Origin of the sequence: Nostoc sp. DedQUE09 (assembly GCF_034530915.1) — a bacterium.
In the GTDB taxonomy this organism is placed as follows: Bacteria; Cyanobacteriota; Cyanobacteriia; order Cyanobacteriales; family Nostocaceae; genus Nostoc.
In genome coordinates, this window is record NZ_JAVRCE010000074.1 from 23,520 (window position 1) to 39,022 (window position 15,503).

General features: G+C 42.6%; 12 protein-coding genes and 1 pseudogene. 7 read left to right on the plus strand and 6 right to left on the minus strand.

Annotated features, from left to right (window positions below):
• Positions 1-37: 37 nt before the first annotated feature.
• From RMY27_RS30535 to RMY27_RS30545, 3 genes and pseudogenes are all read left to right on the plus strand, one after another.
• A complete protein-coding gene (locus tag RMY27_RS30535) occupies positions 38-829 on the plus strand; it encodes a class I SAM-dependent methyltransferase (protein ID WP_322668580.1) in 792 nt (263 codons plus the stop codon).
• Positions 830-1,257: 428 nt separating this feature from the next.
• Entirely contained in the window at positions 1,258-2,199 is a 942-nt protein-coding gene (locus RMY27_RS30540) for a hypothetical protein (RefSeq protein ID WP_322668581.1), read from the plus strand.
• A 398-nt stretch (positions 2,200-2,597) separates the two neighbouring features.
• Positions 2,598-3,146, plus strand: a pseudogene (locus tag RMY27_RS30545) (ISAs1 family transposase); the annotation flags it as partial.
• 257 nt (positions 3,147-3,403) lie between these two features.
• Here the strand turns inward: RMY27_RS30545 and fahA are convergent.
• Both fahA and RMY27_RS30555 read right to left on the minus strand, forming a co-directional pair.
• Positions 3,404-4,723 (minus strand): fumarylacetoacetase, encoded by a 1,320-nt coding sequence (gene fahA / locus RMY27_RS30550; RefSeq protein WP_322668582.1) that lies wholly within the window; start codon positions 4,721-4,723, stop codon positions 3,404-3,406.
• On the minus strand, positions 4,720-5,613 hold the full coding sequence (locus tag RMY27_RS30555; RefSeq protein ID WP_322668583.1) for a hypothetical protein: 894 nt from the start codon (positions 5,611-5,613) through the stop codon (positions 4,720-4,722). Before RMY27_RS30555 ends, fahA begins: the two co-directional genes overlap by 4 nt.
• Positions 5,614-6,398: 785 nt before the next feature.
• On the opposite strand from RMY27_RS30555, the gene hppD reads away from it, so the two are divergent.
• The 3 genes from hppD (at position 6,399) to RMY27_RS30570 (ending at position 9,755) form a co-directional block, all read left to right on the plus strand.
• Complete coding sequence (gene hppD, locus RMY27_RS30560; RefSeq protein ID WP_322668584.1) at positions 6,399-7,487, plus strand: 4-hydroxyphenylpyruvate dioxygenase; 1,089 nt, start codon at positions 6,399-6,401, stop codon at positions 7,485-7,487.
• A gap of 55 nt (positions 7,488-7,542) precedes the next feature.
• A complete protein-coding gene (locus RMY27_RS30565; RefSeq protein ID WP_322668585.1) occupies positions 7,543-8,700 on the plus strand; it encodes a homogentisate 1,2-dioxygenase in 1,158 nt (385 codons plus the stop codon).
• 143 nt (positions 8,701-8,843) lie between these two features.
• Positions 8,844-9,755, plus strand: a complete 912-nt coding sequence (locus tag RMY27_RS30570; protein ID WP_322668586.1) for a hypothetical protein — start codon at positions 8,844-8,846, stop codon at positions 9,753-9,755.
• An 86-nt stretch (positions 9,756-9,841) separates the two neighbouring features.
• On the opposite strand, the gene RMY27_RS30575 is transcribed toward RMY27_RS30570, so the two are convergent.
• Both RMY27_RS30575 and RMY27_RS30580 read right to left on the minus strand, forming a co-directional pair.
• Positions 9,842-11,032, minus strand: a complete 1,191-nt coding sequence (locus RMY27_RS30575) for a thiolase family protein (protein WP_322668587.1) — start codon at positions 11,030-11,032, stop codon at positions 9,842-9,844.
• Positions 11,025-13,079, minus strand: a complete 2,055-nt coding sequence (locus RMY27_RS30580) for an AMP-binding protein (protein WP_322668588.1) — start codon at positions 13,077-13,079, stop codon at positions 11,025-11,027. The genes RMY27_RS30575 and RMY27_RS30580 overlap by 8 nt, the downstream gene beginning before the upstream one ends.
• Positions 13,080-13,381: 302 nt before the next feature.
• On the opposite strand from RMY27_RS30580, the gene RMY27_RS30585 reads away from it, so the two are divergent.
• Positions 13,382-14,212 (plus strand): IS5 family transposase, encoded by an 831-nt coding sequence (locus RMY27_RS30585; protein ID WP_322668589.1) that lies wholly within the window; start codon positions 13,382-13,384, stop codon positions 14,210-14,212.
• Positions 14,213-14,453: 241 nt separating this feature from the next.
• Here RMY27_RS30585 and RMY27_RS30590 read toward each other — a convergent pair whose 3' ends face one another.
• Together RMY27_RS30590 and RMY27_RS30595 are read right to left on the minus strand one after the other, a co-directional pair.
• On the minus strand, positions 14,454-15,152 hold the full coding sequence (locus RMY27_RS30590; protein ID WP_322668590.1) for a hypothetical protein: 699 nt from the start codon (positions 15,150-15,152) through the stop codon (positions 14,454-14,456).
• A gap of 2 nt (positions 15,153-15,154) precedes the next feature.
• A partial coding sequence (locus RMY27_RS30595) for a hypothetical protein (protein WP_322668591.1) occupies positions 15,155-15,503 on the minus strand: 349 nt, incomplete at its 5' end.

A 15,503-nucleotide genomic window follows, 5' to 3' on the forward strand; every position in this document is an offset into this window, starting at 1 on the left:
AAATCTGAGCGAAAGTGATCGAGAGTAAAATACGTTTGTGGATTTATCAGTGATGAGCAAAAAACGTAGTGAGTCCTTTAATGAAGTTGCAGAAATCTATGATGCAGCACGCCCTAGTTATCCATCTCAATTGATTGAAGATGTAATTGAGATGGCTAATCTTACGGATTCAGCTTCAATTTTAGATATTGGAACAGGGACAGGTAAGGGAACTGTTCCATTTGCTGAAAAGGGCTACGCTATCTACTGTTTAGAGCCAGGTGAAAGACTGATTGCAATAGCATCTCAAAATATGCGTTTATATCCAAAGGTGACATTTGAGACAGTTACTTTAGAGGATTGGAACTTACGCCCAAGCGCCTTTGATTTAGCAATATCTGCCCAAGCCTTTCATTGGGTAAATCGTGAAAAAGGGTATCCAAAAGTTGCACAAGCTTTAAAACAAGAAGGTTATATTGCGTTTTTTTGGAATTTCTCTATTTTACCAGATACTTCAATATTTCAGGCGCTCAAAGAAACGTTTCAAAAATATGTACCTACAATATATAATACTAAACCATCCTCAGTTGAATCACTAATAAAAAAAAGAGAAAACTGGATATTAAATAGCTTTTGTTTCAAAAACCTAGTGATCAAACAATATCCTTGGTTTATTAATTATGATGCAGAACGATATCTAGGTCTTCTGAAAACTCAAACTGCTTATCAAGAATTTACTGAAACTGAAAAGCAAGATTTTTCTGATACTATTATACAGATATTAAATGCTCACGGAGGATATGTTAATAAACCCTATTTATCGGTTCTTTTCTTTGCTAAAAAAATTTAAATTAGCCCCTTGATTCTAAATAAAACTCAATATCGAGTGTGGGTTAAAACTCATCTCAAACCCGATACGGAAAAACTATGGGTTTCAACCTAGATGAGATTTATATAGTCACCCCAAATCCGATACCCTCTGTCAAATAATCAAGCATTAGCCGTTGTTTTGCCCGTGTGTCGAAGAGGGTATTTCTAGAATACGACCAAACAGTATTTTGTTGTTGTAATACCTCTGGCGTAGCGTTTTTTTTTGATAATTGGTCTATGAGATTTTTTGATGAGTTTTATATTTGGTAGTGCTTTAAGGCTGCAAAATATAAAAAGCAATGAAAAACCCCAACCTATTTAAAGGATGGGGGCATAAATAAAAACACTATATTGCATGATGACACAATTCAATATTTGTTCGACTGCTGTCAGCCTGGAGGTGGAATAATGAACAAACCACCATCCAGACGCAAGAAAATTACCCCTGCGACATCTGAGGAACCAAAGCTAGCAACCGACTCTGCTGCCGAAAATATTTCTGCCCAAGATAAGCCAGCATTAGCAACCATCGAAGTTGTGGCTGTTGAAATCAGAGAGTTGACCCCCGAAGAACAAAACGAGCGGCTGAACTTAGAACGCCGTGTAGAACGTGCGTTTTTAGAAGCGGGTCAGGCGCTGATGAAGTTGAGGGACAGACGGCTGTACCGTTCCACGCACCGGACTTTTGAAGAATACTGCCGCGATCGCTTCAATTATAGTCGTGACGCAGCGTACTTGAAGATTTCAGCTATTGTGGTTTATGAGAATCTTCAAAAGTTTTTGCCGACCATTGGTCGGCAAATTCCAATGCCGACCAACGAACGACAATTGCGGTTTTTGGCGAAAGCAGAGTTGGAACCGGCTGTGCAAGCGGATGTATGGCAACAGGCAGTAGAGCAAGCTGGGAATAAGATTCCATCTGGTCGCATAGTGAAAGATATTGTAGATAGGATACGCGAAAGCACGAAAGTAGCCAATCCTTACCATATTGGTGAAATATGCATTCTTTTGCCAAAGGATAACCCAGACTTGAGAGGTAAAGCGGGTAATTGGGGCGTGGTAAATCACGTTGGGGAATACAGCTGTACACTCCAGACTTGGGATGGCGACTACACTGTAAAAATCGAACACCTGAAATCACTGGAATTGCTTGATGAAGATTGCCAATTCATGCAGCAGCTATGTGTGAGGTTACGGCAGTTAAATCAAGTGGCCACCCGTGACGAGGCTGTGGATTGGCTATTGCAGGGGCTGGGGAAACAAGCCAAACCTTATTTATCTTCGTTGCAGGCAAAATTGCTGGCGGCTGTGGAACGGGAGTACAAAATCGAGTGGAGGCAACAGAAATGATGGTGCAGCGAGGAAACAATAATTTAATGCAACAGTTCACTTATCGAGTTTAGTTTCAAATATTTCTCGCCACAATTCAAATTCCGAACAATTACACCAAAGGGTAACGAACCCATCAAAAAGTTTAGTTTCTGAATTTTGAACTCCCCTTGGGAGAACTTGGATCAAGATAGGGATATCCAAATCACATTTCCAATTTTCTATTTCTTTTTGAAGTTGGGCGATAGTGTCTTGATGGAATCCTCCAGGGGAAGCTCATCTAATTTGGTATAATAGCAACTTGACAAAAGAACAAAGATGAGAATCCGGAAGCAAATAAAAAATGCACTTGACATCAGAGCAAAAGAAATGAGATGAAAGCAATGCGCTTACCCTGAAAACTCTTGGAATAAAACTGTATGTCGGCAGGATTTGAAACTAAATCTGGTAAAGCTAAAAAAAGCAATCGTCATCAGCCTGAGCCAGGACAGGTAGCATCAATTGAAGCTATTCAAAAGAGTTTAGTCAAGCATTTTGAAGACATCAAAGACCCAAGAGTAGAGCAGACCAAAAAACATCAACTCATAGATATCTTAGTAATTGCAATTCTCGCAGTAATAAGCGGAGCGCAAGAATGGGAAGACATTGAGAATTACGGCATCAGTAAGCAAAAGTGGTTAGAAGAGTTTTTAGCATTACCAAACGGAATCCCTTCCGATGACACCTTCCGGCGAGTATTTGAGTTCATCAACCCAGAAGAATTGAATTGCTGTTTCTTGAAATGGATAGAAACCCTAGTGACAAAGATGGGAGGAGAGATAATTCCCATAGACGGAAAGACAATTAGGGGTTCTTACGACCGAAATCAAGGTTTTGCAGCATTGCATTTGATTAGTGCCTGGGCAAGTGAACAAAATTTGGTTTTGGCACAGATGAAAGTGTCAGATAAATCGAATGAGATTACATCTCAAATCCTCATACTGCGGTCAATACGTTAAAAAAAAACCTTATGGTCAACCTTAAAGGAATTTTTAGACTTATTGTTTTTGCCAAACCTCAGAGAACAGCGAGTTAATAGTGTAAGCGTCATCAACTCACCCTCGTAAATTGGCGAAGGTATTGAGTAAAATTTACCATCTTTCTATATTCACGCAACAAAGCCGTAATTATGCACTAATTAGGTGTTATATGTCTTTTGGCTGAAAATTGCATTTCTTCCCTCCGCTCATTCGGCAGCAAGAACTATGCCTTGACACTCTCCGAACCCGACTCTGGCATAGTTTTCTTTCTCACAGTATCCGCGAATAATAACTTCGTCTGCATCAGCTAGGAAAGCTCGGATCTCACCCGTTGCTAGTTTAATAGGCTGAGAACCACGCCGAGTAATTTCTAGCAGAGATCCTTGAGAAGCTGATTCAGTACCAGAAACTGTTCCACTAGCTAGTAAATCTCCAGGGCGGAGATTGCAACCATTACTAGTGTGGTGAGCAATCATCTGAGCTATTGTCCAGTACATTTCTTTAAAGGAAGCATGGCTCATAGAAAATGGCTCTATCCCTTGCTCGCGCATCTGTGCCGAATTAAGTAGCACTTCCAGTATCATATCTATCCCGCCCACTCTGGTATTAATTGAGTCAGACAGATAAGGTAGGGGCAACGGATCTTCCTGAGAACGTTCAAAAGCAGGACAACGGAAAGGTGCCAGAGCTTCTAAAGTTACTACCCAAGGAGAAATCGTCGTGGCAAAGCTCTTGCTGAGGAAGGGGCCCAAGGGCTGGTACTCCCAAGCTTGGATATCTCGTGCTGACCAGTCATTGACTAAGCAAAGTCCAAACACATGTGACTCTGCGGTGCCAATAGATATGGGGTGTCCTAGTTGATTGCCAGCACCAATCAGAAAGCCGACCTCCACTTCATAGTCTAGAGACACGGAAGAACCGAAATGAGGGACAGTATCTTCAGGAGCTTTTCGCTGACCTTGGGGGCGCTTGATAGGTGTACCACTGGGTACAATGGAGGAGGCTCGTCCGTGGTAGGCAATAGGAAGGTATTTGTAGTTAGGGAGTAAGGGATTGTCAGGACGGAATAGCTTTCCAACGTTGGTAGCGTGAAAAATAGAAGCGTAAAAATCAGTATAATCGCCAATGTCCGCAGGTAATAAAAGTTCTGCTTCTACCATTGGTATCAGCAGTTTTGCCTCTAATGAAGGCTTTTGTCCATTCCATCGCAGCAATTCGCTCAGATGAGTACGCAACGCTGATGAAGCCCAACTTCCTAAAGCCATTAAGGGATTTAAATTAGCATCCGTGCAAGCTGCTTGCAACTGCTCGGGGAGTTCTTGAAGCAGTCTTGAGTGGTAACATGATGTCAAATCTAGAACTTGGTCGCCGATCGCTACCCCAATTCGTGAGCTTCGGGTACCATTACGATGTCGAAACACGCCAAAAGGTAAGTTCTGAATCGGGAAATCAGTATCTTTTTGATTGGCAGATTCTACCCAACTACGCAAACTAGGATCGTGAGTTTGATCGATTGAACGGCTCATAACAGTTTCAGATTCTTGAGTGATTCTATGGGTTCTTGAAATGAGCAAGAGCCAAAACAACGAAAGAAACTTTGCCGAGCCTTTTGTAGCTCCCAGATATCTAGTCGGCGATCTTTCCAAACGATGCTATTTGCTGAGACTTGGAAACTTTCGAGAGTAGACTCCTGAAGAACTACTAGGGCTTCTTGTGCAGTTATCTTCTGCCAATAAACCAGTACTGCCAACACTGCTACATTCAGAAAGCCATGCATTATCGCATTAGAGCTATCTGGCTCGTATGTTAAGGGATACTTCCCTGGTAGGGGATGATGCAGTCCAGCAGTTGCTTTAAAAGCAACTTGAGCTTCGGCACAAGCAAAAATAAACCGATAAAGTTGAGAAATTGTAGGAAACGCCTCGGCACTCAAGCCGCCAGTACGAATTTTAGCCGATGTACCAGGGCGTTGCAGTAAAGTTAAATATGCTGTCAAGTCCCCACTATAAGGAATTTCAAAAAACGCCTCAGTGTCAGCAGGAAGATAAGGAAATACTTTATCAATTTCACTAAGGGAAAGTGGTGGAAATTCTAGGGAGGCGATCGCCATTTTTGGGTGATCATTTAGAGCTTGAATTTTGGCGATCGCCGACTCCACTTCTTGAGAGATAATAAGACTGAGCCGCCAGTGTTTAGTTTTACTCACTTCTGCTTCTATAGGCAACTTTAAAAGCAGTTGTTCAAACTCATTTATCCGCGACACTGGTAGTACAAAATTACCTAACATCCAGTGGTGGCAAGCTGTTTGATAGCGAGCATAATTGGCGATCGCCTCTTCCATCGTAAGTTTTGCCGGGGGGAACAATCCAGCATAGTCAACAATTGATGAGAACAGTGTTTTTATCGATGCCAGCATTGGAGATAATCTCCTGACTAAAATAATGCTAACTCAGAATTAACCGATGTTAATCTAGAACAGATGCATTAAAGTTAAAGTTTTAACTTCATTTTAGCTTGATATGTATATTTATTAACTGAATTCAATTCAAGTTCCACGTTTGTTGGAAACCAAGTTAAATATCGCTAAAAGCATTATCTTTTCAACATTTGCTTTATTGCTTTCTTCAGTATTTACTTCACTCTGGTCTGATTTGTCTTTTGTTTGGGATTACTTACTTGGTCGTCTAGAAGGAAAAGAGCAAACTATAGTAACAACATATTAAATTTAACTTTAAGAGATGATTTATAAAATAAACCTTAAATTATAGTAACGCACCATCTTTCTCGGTGCGTTACGGCTACTTCTCACTCTTTCAAACTCCCAAATCCTTGCATAGCTGTAACACACCCTAATTAATATTTACTATTGCCTATTGCCTATTCCCTATGGTCTACCTCTATAAGCAGTTCGTAAATCAGGATTGCTATATCAAATTTAACTTTAATTGCTCTGGTTAATTTTTAGTTACATACTTATAAATTTGCCTGTTGACATATCTATACTTAAAACAGGTGAAAAATTAATTTGTGTAAAAGCACATTAGACAAGTACTGCAAAGCAAAAATCGCAGGATAGGAGCAAAAATACGAATATGTCTGCAATATTTTTGTATTGCATAATTAGGCTGTCTTGATATTACTCTTTTACTTTTAGTTCTTCCCTCCTACTAATAACTGTAGTTCCCGTAAGGAGGAATTACCGTGAATAATTTTTTTTCGATTCGACGATTCGACCACCTTGAATTCTATGTAGGTAATGCCAGACAAGCAGCACTGTTTTACTCTCAAGCTTTCGGTTTTACCAATACAGCTTACCGGGGTTTAGAAACGGGCGATCGCAAAATGGCTTCCTATGTTATGGAGCAAGGAGAAATTCGCTTTGTGTTGAGTAGTGGTTTGAATCCAAATCATCCCATCTGCAAAAGTGTACTTCAGCACGGCGATAGCATAGCTGTTATTGCCCTGGAAGTTCCCAATGCTGCCAGTGCCTACCGGGAATCAACCGCGCGGGGTGCAGTGGGAGCAATTCCCCCAACTGAAGAAAAAGACGAATATGGAATAATTCGCTACGCTGCTATTCACATCTATGGCGATATTTTGCTCAAATTTGTCGAGCGCAGTAATTACACTGGAGTTTTTGCACCTAGTTTTCAACCTAGAGACTCAGCTAAGGGGAAGGGAGTCGGTCTAACCAACATTGACCATGTAGTTGGTAATGTCGAACTGGGTGCTATGGAGCAGTGGGCTAAGTTCTTCGCTGATACTATGGGTTTTGAGTTATTAGTACACTTTGACGATCAAACTATTTCTACAGAGTACTCTGCTTTGATGTCCAAAGTGATGCAAGACAGCACAGGCAAAATCAAATTGCCGATCAATGAGCCAGCCCAAGGCAAACGGAAGTCTCAAGTTGAAGAATATTTAGAATATAACCAGGGTCTTGGAATTCAACACGTCGCCTGTGCAACCAGCAACATTATCGAGACGGTTTCCCGACTTAGAGCATCAGGGGTTGAGTTTCTCAGCATTCCTCCAACATACTACGAGAACATAGAAGAGCGGGTAGGGAAAATCGAAGAGCCGCTGGATAAACTAGCAGAACTAGGAATCCTTGTAGATCGCGATCAGGATGGTTATTTGTTACAAACTTTTACTCAGCCTGTAGAAGATCGACCAACACTGTTCTTTGAGGTAATTGAGCGACATGGCTGTCAAGGCTTTGGTGAGGGAAATTTCAAAGCTTTGTTTGAAGCAATTGAGCGCGAGCAAGCGCGGCGAGGGAATCTTTAGATGATGCCGTTTTCAACAAGGAGCTACGGTAAACCCAAACAAGCGGGGTAAAACCATGACCTATTACTACAAATTGGGAAATATTCCTCATAAACGCCACACTCAATTTCACCAAACCGATGGTTCTTTATATCACGAAGAACTAATGGGAACTCGTGGTTTTTCAGGTATTCAATCCCTGCTTTACCATCTGTATCCACCCACTCAAATCCAGAAAATTTTGCTGGAGAGCAAAACAGATATATCTTATGAAGAATCAGTTCCCCTATGCCACCGTCATCTGCGTACAGCAACTCTAGCTGCTCAAGGCGATGCCATTGGATCTCGGATTCCTTTAATAGCCAATGCAGATGTCTGTATTTCCGTAGCTTTGCCTACAGCATCTATGCAATATTGGTATCGTTTTGCACATGGTGATGAAGTAATTTTCATTCATGAAGGTATTGGTGTACTAGAAAGTCAGTATGGAATAATCCGCTATAGGCCGGGAGATTATCTGGTTATTCCGACTGGGGTTGTTTGGCGCATTTTGCCAGATGAAGGAGTAGAGCAGCGAATGCTTGTAGTCGAAGCATACGGGCATATCGAGCCACCCAAACGCTATCTCAATCAGTACGGTCAATTCCTCGAACACGCACCTTATTGCGAGCGGGATATTCGTCCGCCATCAGCACTGATTACTCACGATGAAGAAGGAGAGTTTGAGGTATTACTCAAAGCTCGCGGTGGGTTTAGTCGTTACTTATATAACCATCATCCTCTGGATGTAGTTGGCTGGGATGGGCATCTTTGGCCATTTGCATTCAATATTGAGGACTTTGAGCCAATTACAGGCAAAATACACCAACCACCATCTGTGCATCAAACCTTTGATGGGCCTGGCTTTGTCTTGTGTTCCTTTGTACCGCGAATGTTTGACTATCATCCCCAGGCAATTCCAGCCCCATACAATCACTCTAATGTCGATTCCGATGAGGTTCTCTACTACGTTGAGGGGAAATTTATGTCTCGCAAAGGAATTGAGCGAGGCTCGATTACCTTACATCCGAGTGGCATTCCTCATGGCCCACACCCAGGGATGTACGAAGGGTCGATTGGCAAAGAACGAACTAACGAACTTGCTGTGATGATTGATACTTTTCGACCATTGAGACTGACGACGAATGCTATTGCTTTGGAAGACAAAAATTATGTTTACAGTTGGCTTGGGTAAGACTGGAAGAGAAGCAAAGTCTTTTGTCCCGATTTTAGCTGCAAACTAGCTACTCCCTGGCAATTGTCTACAAAAAGTGTATATGTCTTCCTAGTCTCCAGTCTTTATTTTCTATTTTTTATTTTCCAGCTAGGAGTAATATTATGATCGCTCAAGCAACTGCAAAAAAGCCAACTCATCTCACCATTTCTTCGCGGATTCAAGAGCGTTTGCGCCAAGGCACGCTAACTCAAAAGCAGGTAGACGGCTTTCAAGAGTTTCTCAAAGATGTTGAGCGCAAATTATTGCACCATCGCATTATCAGAAATAATGCCTATACTAAGTGGTTTCAAAAAGGCACAGCTACAGATGTAGAACTGCGGCATTTTATTCAGCAATTCTCAGTTTTCTCCAACCAGTTCCTAGTTGCAGCTTTGTTGAAAGTTATCAATTCTCCCACTCTCCAGCAGTCGCGGGCTAGTCGGGAGATATTGCTCAACGAACTGGGAGTTATCTATCGCCACATCGAACAAATCCCTAACACCATTGCACTCACTGAGGAAGCAAAGGATAAAGAAGGAGATCCCGAATTAGTCAGCACTGATGGCACTGTAGATGGTGGTATTTGCCGTTTCCAAGCAGCTCATTTTGAATGGCTGCTGGGGGTGGCTCAGGGTCTAGGGCTAGATTTTGCAGAAATCGGCAAGCGCAAGCATGGCAGACCTAAAACCTTGCACTTCTGCGATGAATTGATTCACCTCTACGGTAGCGACGATCAGCAGATTGCTCAGGGTGCTAGTTTTGCCGTCGAACACTGGGCGGCGGCTGGTTTCTGGCAGGAATTGGAAGATGGTTTCATGCGTATTAAACAGATGCGTCATCCGCACTTACGTTTGGCATTCTTCACCTGGCATAACCGCGTCGAGGCGCAGCACGCTGCACACACCCTTGAAGAATTAGAGGAGGTTTATTTCAATCCCAACTTTGATCGAGCCAAATTCTTTGAAGGAGGATGGCAGATTCTAGAAGCGATCGCCGTTTTTTGGGATGGTTTGTATAGCGACTTACTACAATGAGGACAATAAGAGGGGGCAAAGGGAAAAGGTAAAAGGGAAAGGGTTTTTTCTTCTCCCTTACCCTTTTCCCGACTTCTGCAAGAAGTCTAAAGCCGTTTGATTGCAATTGCAGTGCCTCCACCAGTGCCGTGGCATAGAGCAGCTATGCCCACGGTTTTTTTGTGTTCTTTTAAAGCATTGAGCAATGTGACAACAAGCCGCGTTCCAGAGGCACCAATGAGATGCCCTAGAGCGATCGCACCGCCGTTAACATTTAACTTGTCCTTGGGAACGCTCAATAACTGACTAAAAAGCAAGTTGCTCAGGGCAAAAGCTTCATTATTCTCGAACAAGTCAATATCAGCTCCCGTCATGCCGAGCTTTTCTAACAACTGTTTAACTGCCCAAACTGGTGCCTCTAGGAAGCGCCAAGTCTCACCACTGGCCCAAGTCGCACCTAACACCTCTGCCATCGGCTGCAATTGATAACTTTTCACTGCTGAGTGACTAGCTAAAACCACAGCCGCAGCTCCATCTGATATCTGACTACTGTTTCCTGCTGTCAATACACCATTTGGCTGAAAAACAGAATGTAGTTTAGCAAGGCCAAAGCAGGTAGTATCAGAACGAATTCCTTCATCTGTATCTACTAATTGCTTGTCGTGCTTGGTTTTCACTGTAATTGGGACAATCTCTTTGCTAAAACTACCTCGCTGCATTGCCGCAGCAGCTTTTTGATGAGAATAAAATGCTACCTCATCTAATTCCTGACGGCAGAATCCGTAGATTACGGCAATGCGTTCTGCTTGTTCTCCCATCGTTTCCCCTGTGGTAGTATCAGTCAAACCATCACAGAGTAGTACGTCTGTTAATGACTCTGGCGCACCCAAGAAGAATTTATAACCCCACCTCGCTCTGTGGGATAGGAAAAAGCCCGCCTGAGACATTGATTCCATACCTCCAGCGAGAACTATATCTGCGTCCCCAACTCGGATAGTATTAGTTGCGTTGATCAAGCTCATCATGCCTGAAGAGCAGACCATATCTACAGCATACCCATTCACTGTTTTTGGAATTCCTGCCTTGAGCGCGGCTTGGCGGGGCAACAATTGTCCATGTCCGGCTCGAAGGACGTTACCCATAATATATAAGTCTAAAGCTGCTACCGGAATTCCTGCCTGGGCGATCGCTGCTTGCATGATATGGGCCCCCAAATCTATGGGGGATAATCCTGCTAGTACACCACCAAATTTACCCAGGGGTGTACGGATTGCTGAGACAATATAGACTTTACGCATATGACTTGGTAGATTGAGGTAAAGTACCTTGATATTGGTCGCGCAACACACGGCGCATAACTTTGTTAGAAGCAGTGCGAGGTAAGCGATCGACGATGACAATATCGTGAATCTTAAATAGAGGATTGAGACGCTGGTTGATTGCTGTTTGCAAGGATATGGCGATCGCGGCTTTATCCTCCTGGGCATCCGGTTTGACCACCACATAGACAATTAATTGACTTGGCCCTCCTGATAAAGAGGAAACAGCAATAGCGGCAGTTTCACAAATTCCTGACTCGGCATTTAGAGCTTGTTCAATTTCAGTAGAGCTAACTTTGATACCGTTAAGATTCATGGTATCGTCAATGCGACCATGAGCGCGGTAGTAGCCGGAGGGCAGGCGTTGTATCTGGTCGCCGTGACGACGCAGAGGTACTAAATGCTGAATCTGGGGGACATTAGCAAAATATATCTGGTGATGGTCTTTGTTTAACAACTCAGTGGAGAGTCCAATCGACGGAGGGATAATAAATGCTTCGCCTTTGTTAGTAAGATGACCGTCTGGGTCGAGAATAATAAAGTCTAGCCCCAAGGCAGGTGTGGTAAAAGTTGAGGGAGTCGATGGTTGTACTAAAGTGCCAGTTATATAGGCTCCTCCGATTTCTGTCCCGCCACAATATTCGATAACTGGTTTGTATCCAGCTAGGGACATAAGGTAGAACATATCTTCAGGATTGGAACACTCACCTGTCGAGCTAAAAGCTTTAATAGCACTCCAGTCTAGACCTTGCATACAACCAGTTGTTTTCCAACTATTGACTAGACTCGGTACTACACCAAGTATATTTACGCCTGCATCCTGTATAAACTGACCATATTTTTGCTCTGTAGGTTTTCCATAATAAAGAGCGATCGTCGCCTGATTGATTAAACTAGCGTAAATCAGCCACGGTCCCATCATCCATCCTAAGTTTGTATGCCATGCCACTACATCGCCTGGCTGGACATCCTGGTGCAGATGCCCATCAGCAGCACATTTGATTGGGGTGGTTTGCGTCCAGGGAATGACTTTGGGTTCTCCAGTGGTGCCAGAGGAGAATAGGATATTAGTGTAAGCGGCAGCATATGTAGGGAAAGCATCAAATTGCTCGTTAGAACTGAGAAACTCCTGCCAAGTTAAATCACCAGGACGCAGTTCAACAGATGAACCTAACACAATTGCAACAGGTACAACGGCGTTAACCACTTTGTTGTAAAGGGGCAACTGCTTACCGCCACGCAAAATATAGTCTTGGGTAAAGATTGCTTTAGCGTTAGACAAATACAATCGCCTGGCAATTTCGGCGGTGCTAAAACTGTCAGCAATAGAAACTACAATGCAACCAGCTTTGACAATCCCTAAGTAAATTGCTACAGATTCGGCTGTCATCGGCATAACAATTGCAATGGCATCGCCTCTTTCAAAGCCAGCATTCACAAGCCCATTTGCAACTCGGTTGGTCAAGGCGTAGAGTTCACCATAGCTGAGAGTAAAAATTGAATCTCCTTCTGGTTGGAAGATAATGGCAGGGATATCTGGGGATGTTTGAAAACAACTTTCAACAATATTAAATTGAGCACCTACCAACCACTGCGGCGACTCCACACTGGCTGCCAAGTCAACAATTTTGATATATTTCTCTCGCAAGCGAATACCTAAACGTTGAATAATTATCTCCCAAAATTCAGCGCGATGTTGTGTTGACCAAGCGTGAAGTTCTGCATAGGAATCTAGTTTTAGCTCCTTCATCAACGCAGCGATATTAGTCGCCTGCATCTGTTCGTGAGAAGGAAACCAAGCAGGAGGAAACCCTTGGATTTTGTCCCAGTCGGAGAAGGTGGTTTTGTAAAGGAGTTCGTGTAGTGCAAAGGGATGACTAGGCTTAAGGATGCATTGAGTTAAATACTGCCAGCAGTCAGTAGATAGAGAAGCAAGGCACTGATTGACCTGCGGCAGTATTGTAGTAGCACTATTAGTTTCTACACCACAAGCAAGGACTTGTTCAAGTGATATTTGCTTTGTCATAGCTATCCACCTCTGTTGAAAATGCTATCGTTGGCTAACAGTTTCAAAACCCCAATATGCAGTATTCGTAAATTCAAAAAATTTGGTATAAAACATCGTCGTCTGGTTTGTTTGGCTACATACAATTCAAGTTAGCTAAAGGATTTATAGCGTATACCCGGGGAGATAAATTGCTCAAAAATAAAACTATCAAAGGTAATAATTTATAAATATTTAAATTTGGTTAACATAACTTAAAATAGACCTTTTGCAGAATTATTTTATTGTAAGACTGAGGGTTTTGAGATGAATTGGCTTCACCAATGCGATACGAAGAAACAAAGCGACTGTCCAATCGAGAATTTAAACGTCTGGTTGGGGTACAAAGACTGACATTTGATGAGATAGTCAAAGTACTGCAAGATGCTTCCAGTCAGAGAGAAACACGGGGTTGTTATAAGAAACTGTGTTTGGAAGACCAGGCATTGGTGCGTTTAATGTATTGGCGTGAATATCGAACTTATTTCCATATCGCCAGTGATTGGCAAGTTTCAGAAGCAACGGTTTGTCGTACTGTTCATTGGTTAGAAAATATTTTAGTCAATTCCGGGAGGTTTCGGTTAAGAGGAAAAAAGTCATTGTTGACAGCATCACAAAAACCGAAAACAGTAGCAATGGATGTGACTGAAAGTCCCATAGAACGCCCGAAATATGGTCAGAAACATTTTTTTAGTGGTAAACAAAAACGACATACACTTAAGTCTCAATTTGTGATTGATCTGGAAACGTTACAAGTAATTTGTGTTGTCAATGATTCTGGTCGTAGACATGATTTCAAACTTTTTATTCACAGTAAAGTTCGTTTTCATCCTGATACCGAAAGTTTAGAAGATAGCGGCTACCAAGGAATTGCTAAATTTCATGCCAATAGCCGTACACCAAGAAAGCAACCGAGAAGAGGTAAGTTAACCAAGGAAGATAAGCAGTTTAATCGTGGTTTAGCTCGTCGCCGAGTTGCTGTGGAACACGTCAACCGCAGATTAAAAATTTTTCGGATTTTCAGCCAGCGATACCGCAATCGCAGAAAACGCTTTGCGTTGCGTTGTCACTTAATTCCTAGCGTTTATAACTATAATATTCAAAATGCTTGTTAACTTTTTAACAATTTGTTTGACCCTCTACCTTAGCACAAAACTTTTTTGCAAGAGGTTTAATGAGCAAAACCTATATTCCTGTAGCTCGAATGGCACGCTTGTTAAGCGCAAACCCGTGATTTAACTGGCTTTTGAGTGTGGGAGGTGTGGGGAGTGTGGGGAGCCAGATTTCTTCCTCATCCTCCCCAAAAGTTGCCAAGAACCACATTATGCTTTCAGTGGCAGATATCGCAGGACTCTCCTAGATGGCGAATGAATTGTCATTGGTGGTAGTTGGAGAGCTTTTCACCCAAATATTCCGACTGTTATAAAAATCACCACGTTGTTCTAGTGTAAACCCACCCAGCAATAATCCCAACCAGACTTCTACCATCGGCATTTGCAACACACGTTGCAGTTTAACTAAAGAAATCTCATCTTTGACATTTATCAGGTAGTTGGCGATCACGCTCTGCCATTTTTGAACATCCTCATCTGATGCCAAATTACGGACATCTTCTAAAGTTGTCACCTCATCGAGCATTGCCAAAACATTCGCTTTTTCAACAGGTGCTACTACAGAATCACCCTCCTGGTTAGGATATGAAAATTGGTGTGGGCGATGTGGTCTAAAGGTTTGTGGTGTTTGTGGTTCAATCAAATCATCTAAATCTAGGTGCATTGTTGTCCGCACTAGACCAGCAAAGAGATCGGTGCTAACAACAGGCCCCAAAAGACTATTGCGATCGCGGGTATCTTGCAACAGCACCTCGGCACGAGACTTGAGAATATCCGCAATTTGACTGAAGGCAATACCTGCGGTTGATAATTGGGTTTCAATAGGTAAATCATGCAGTTCTGTATCCAAGCACTGCCATACTGCATCAAGGGAAGAAGTTGGTGGAGATTCGGACAACTCATCCAGCACATCCCAGATTGTTAATTGGTGGTATGTGGTCATTGCTACAATTCAGGATTTAACGGGCAGGGTCGCACTGGGCAGTAGCTTGAGGTAATCTCAAACATATCCTTATATTGATATAGTGAAACACTGTATTGTTTTGCAAAAGCCTGCAACACCTGATCTGTATAGGCGCGTATTTTACCAGCCGTTAACCCAAAGCAGTGAATTGGTTCTAAGCGGCAAACAGGTTTTTGCCCCAACCAGAGTTCTGCACCCAACGCGTGTAATGGTTTATCCCCCGGTTCTTTATACAAATACAGCACTGCAAAATATGTTGCTGGTGGTTCGACTGCGATTGCATCAATTTCTGCGGAATTATTCTGGGAGCGGTGGCGATAGAATGAGCGG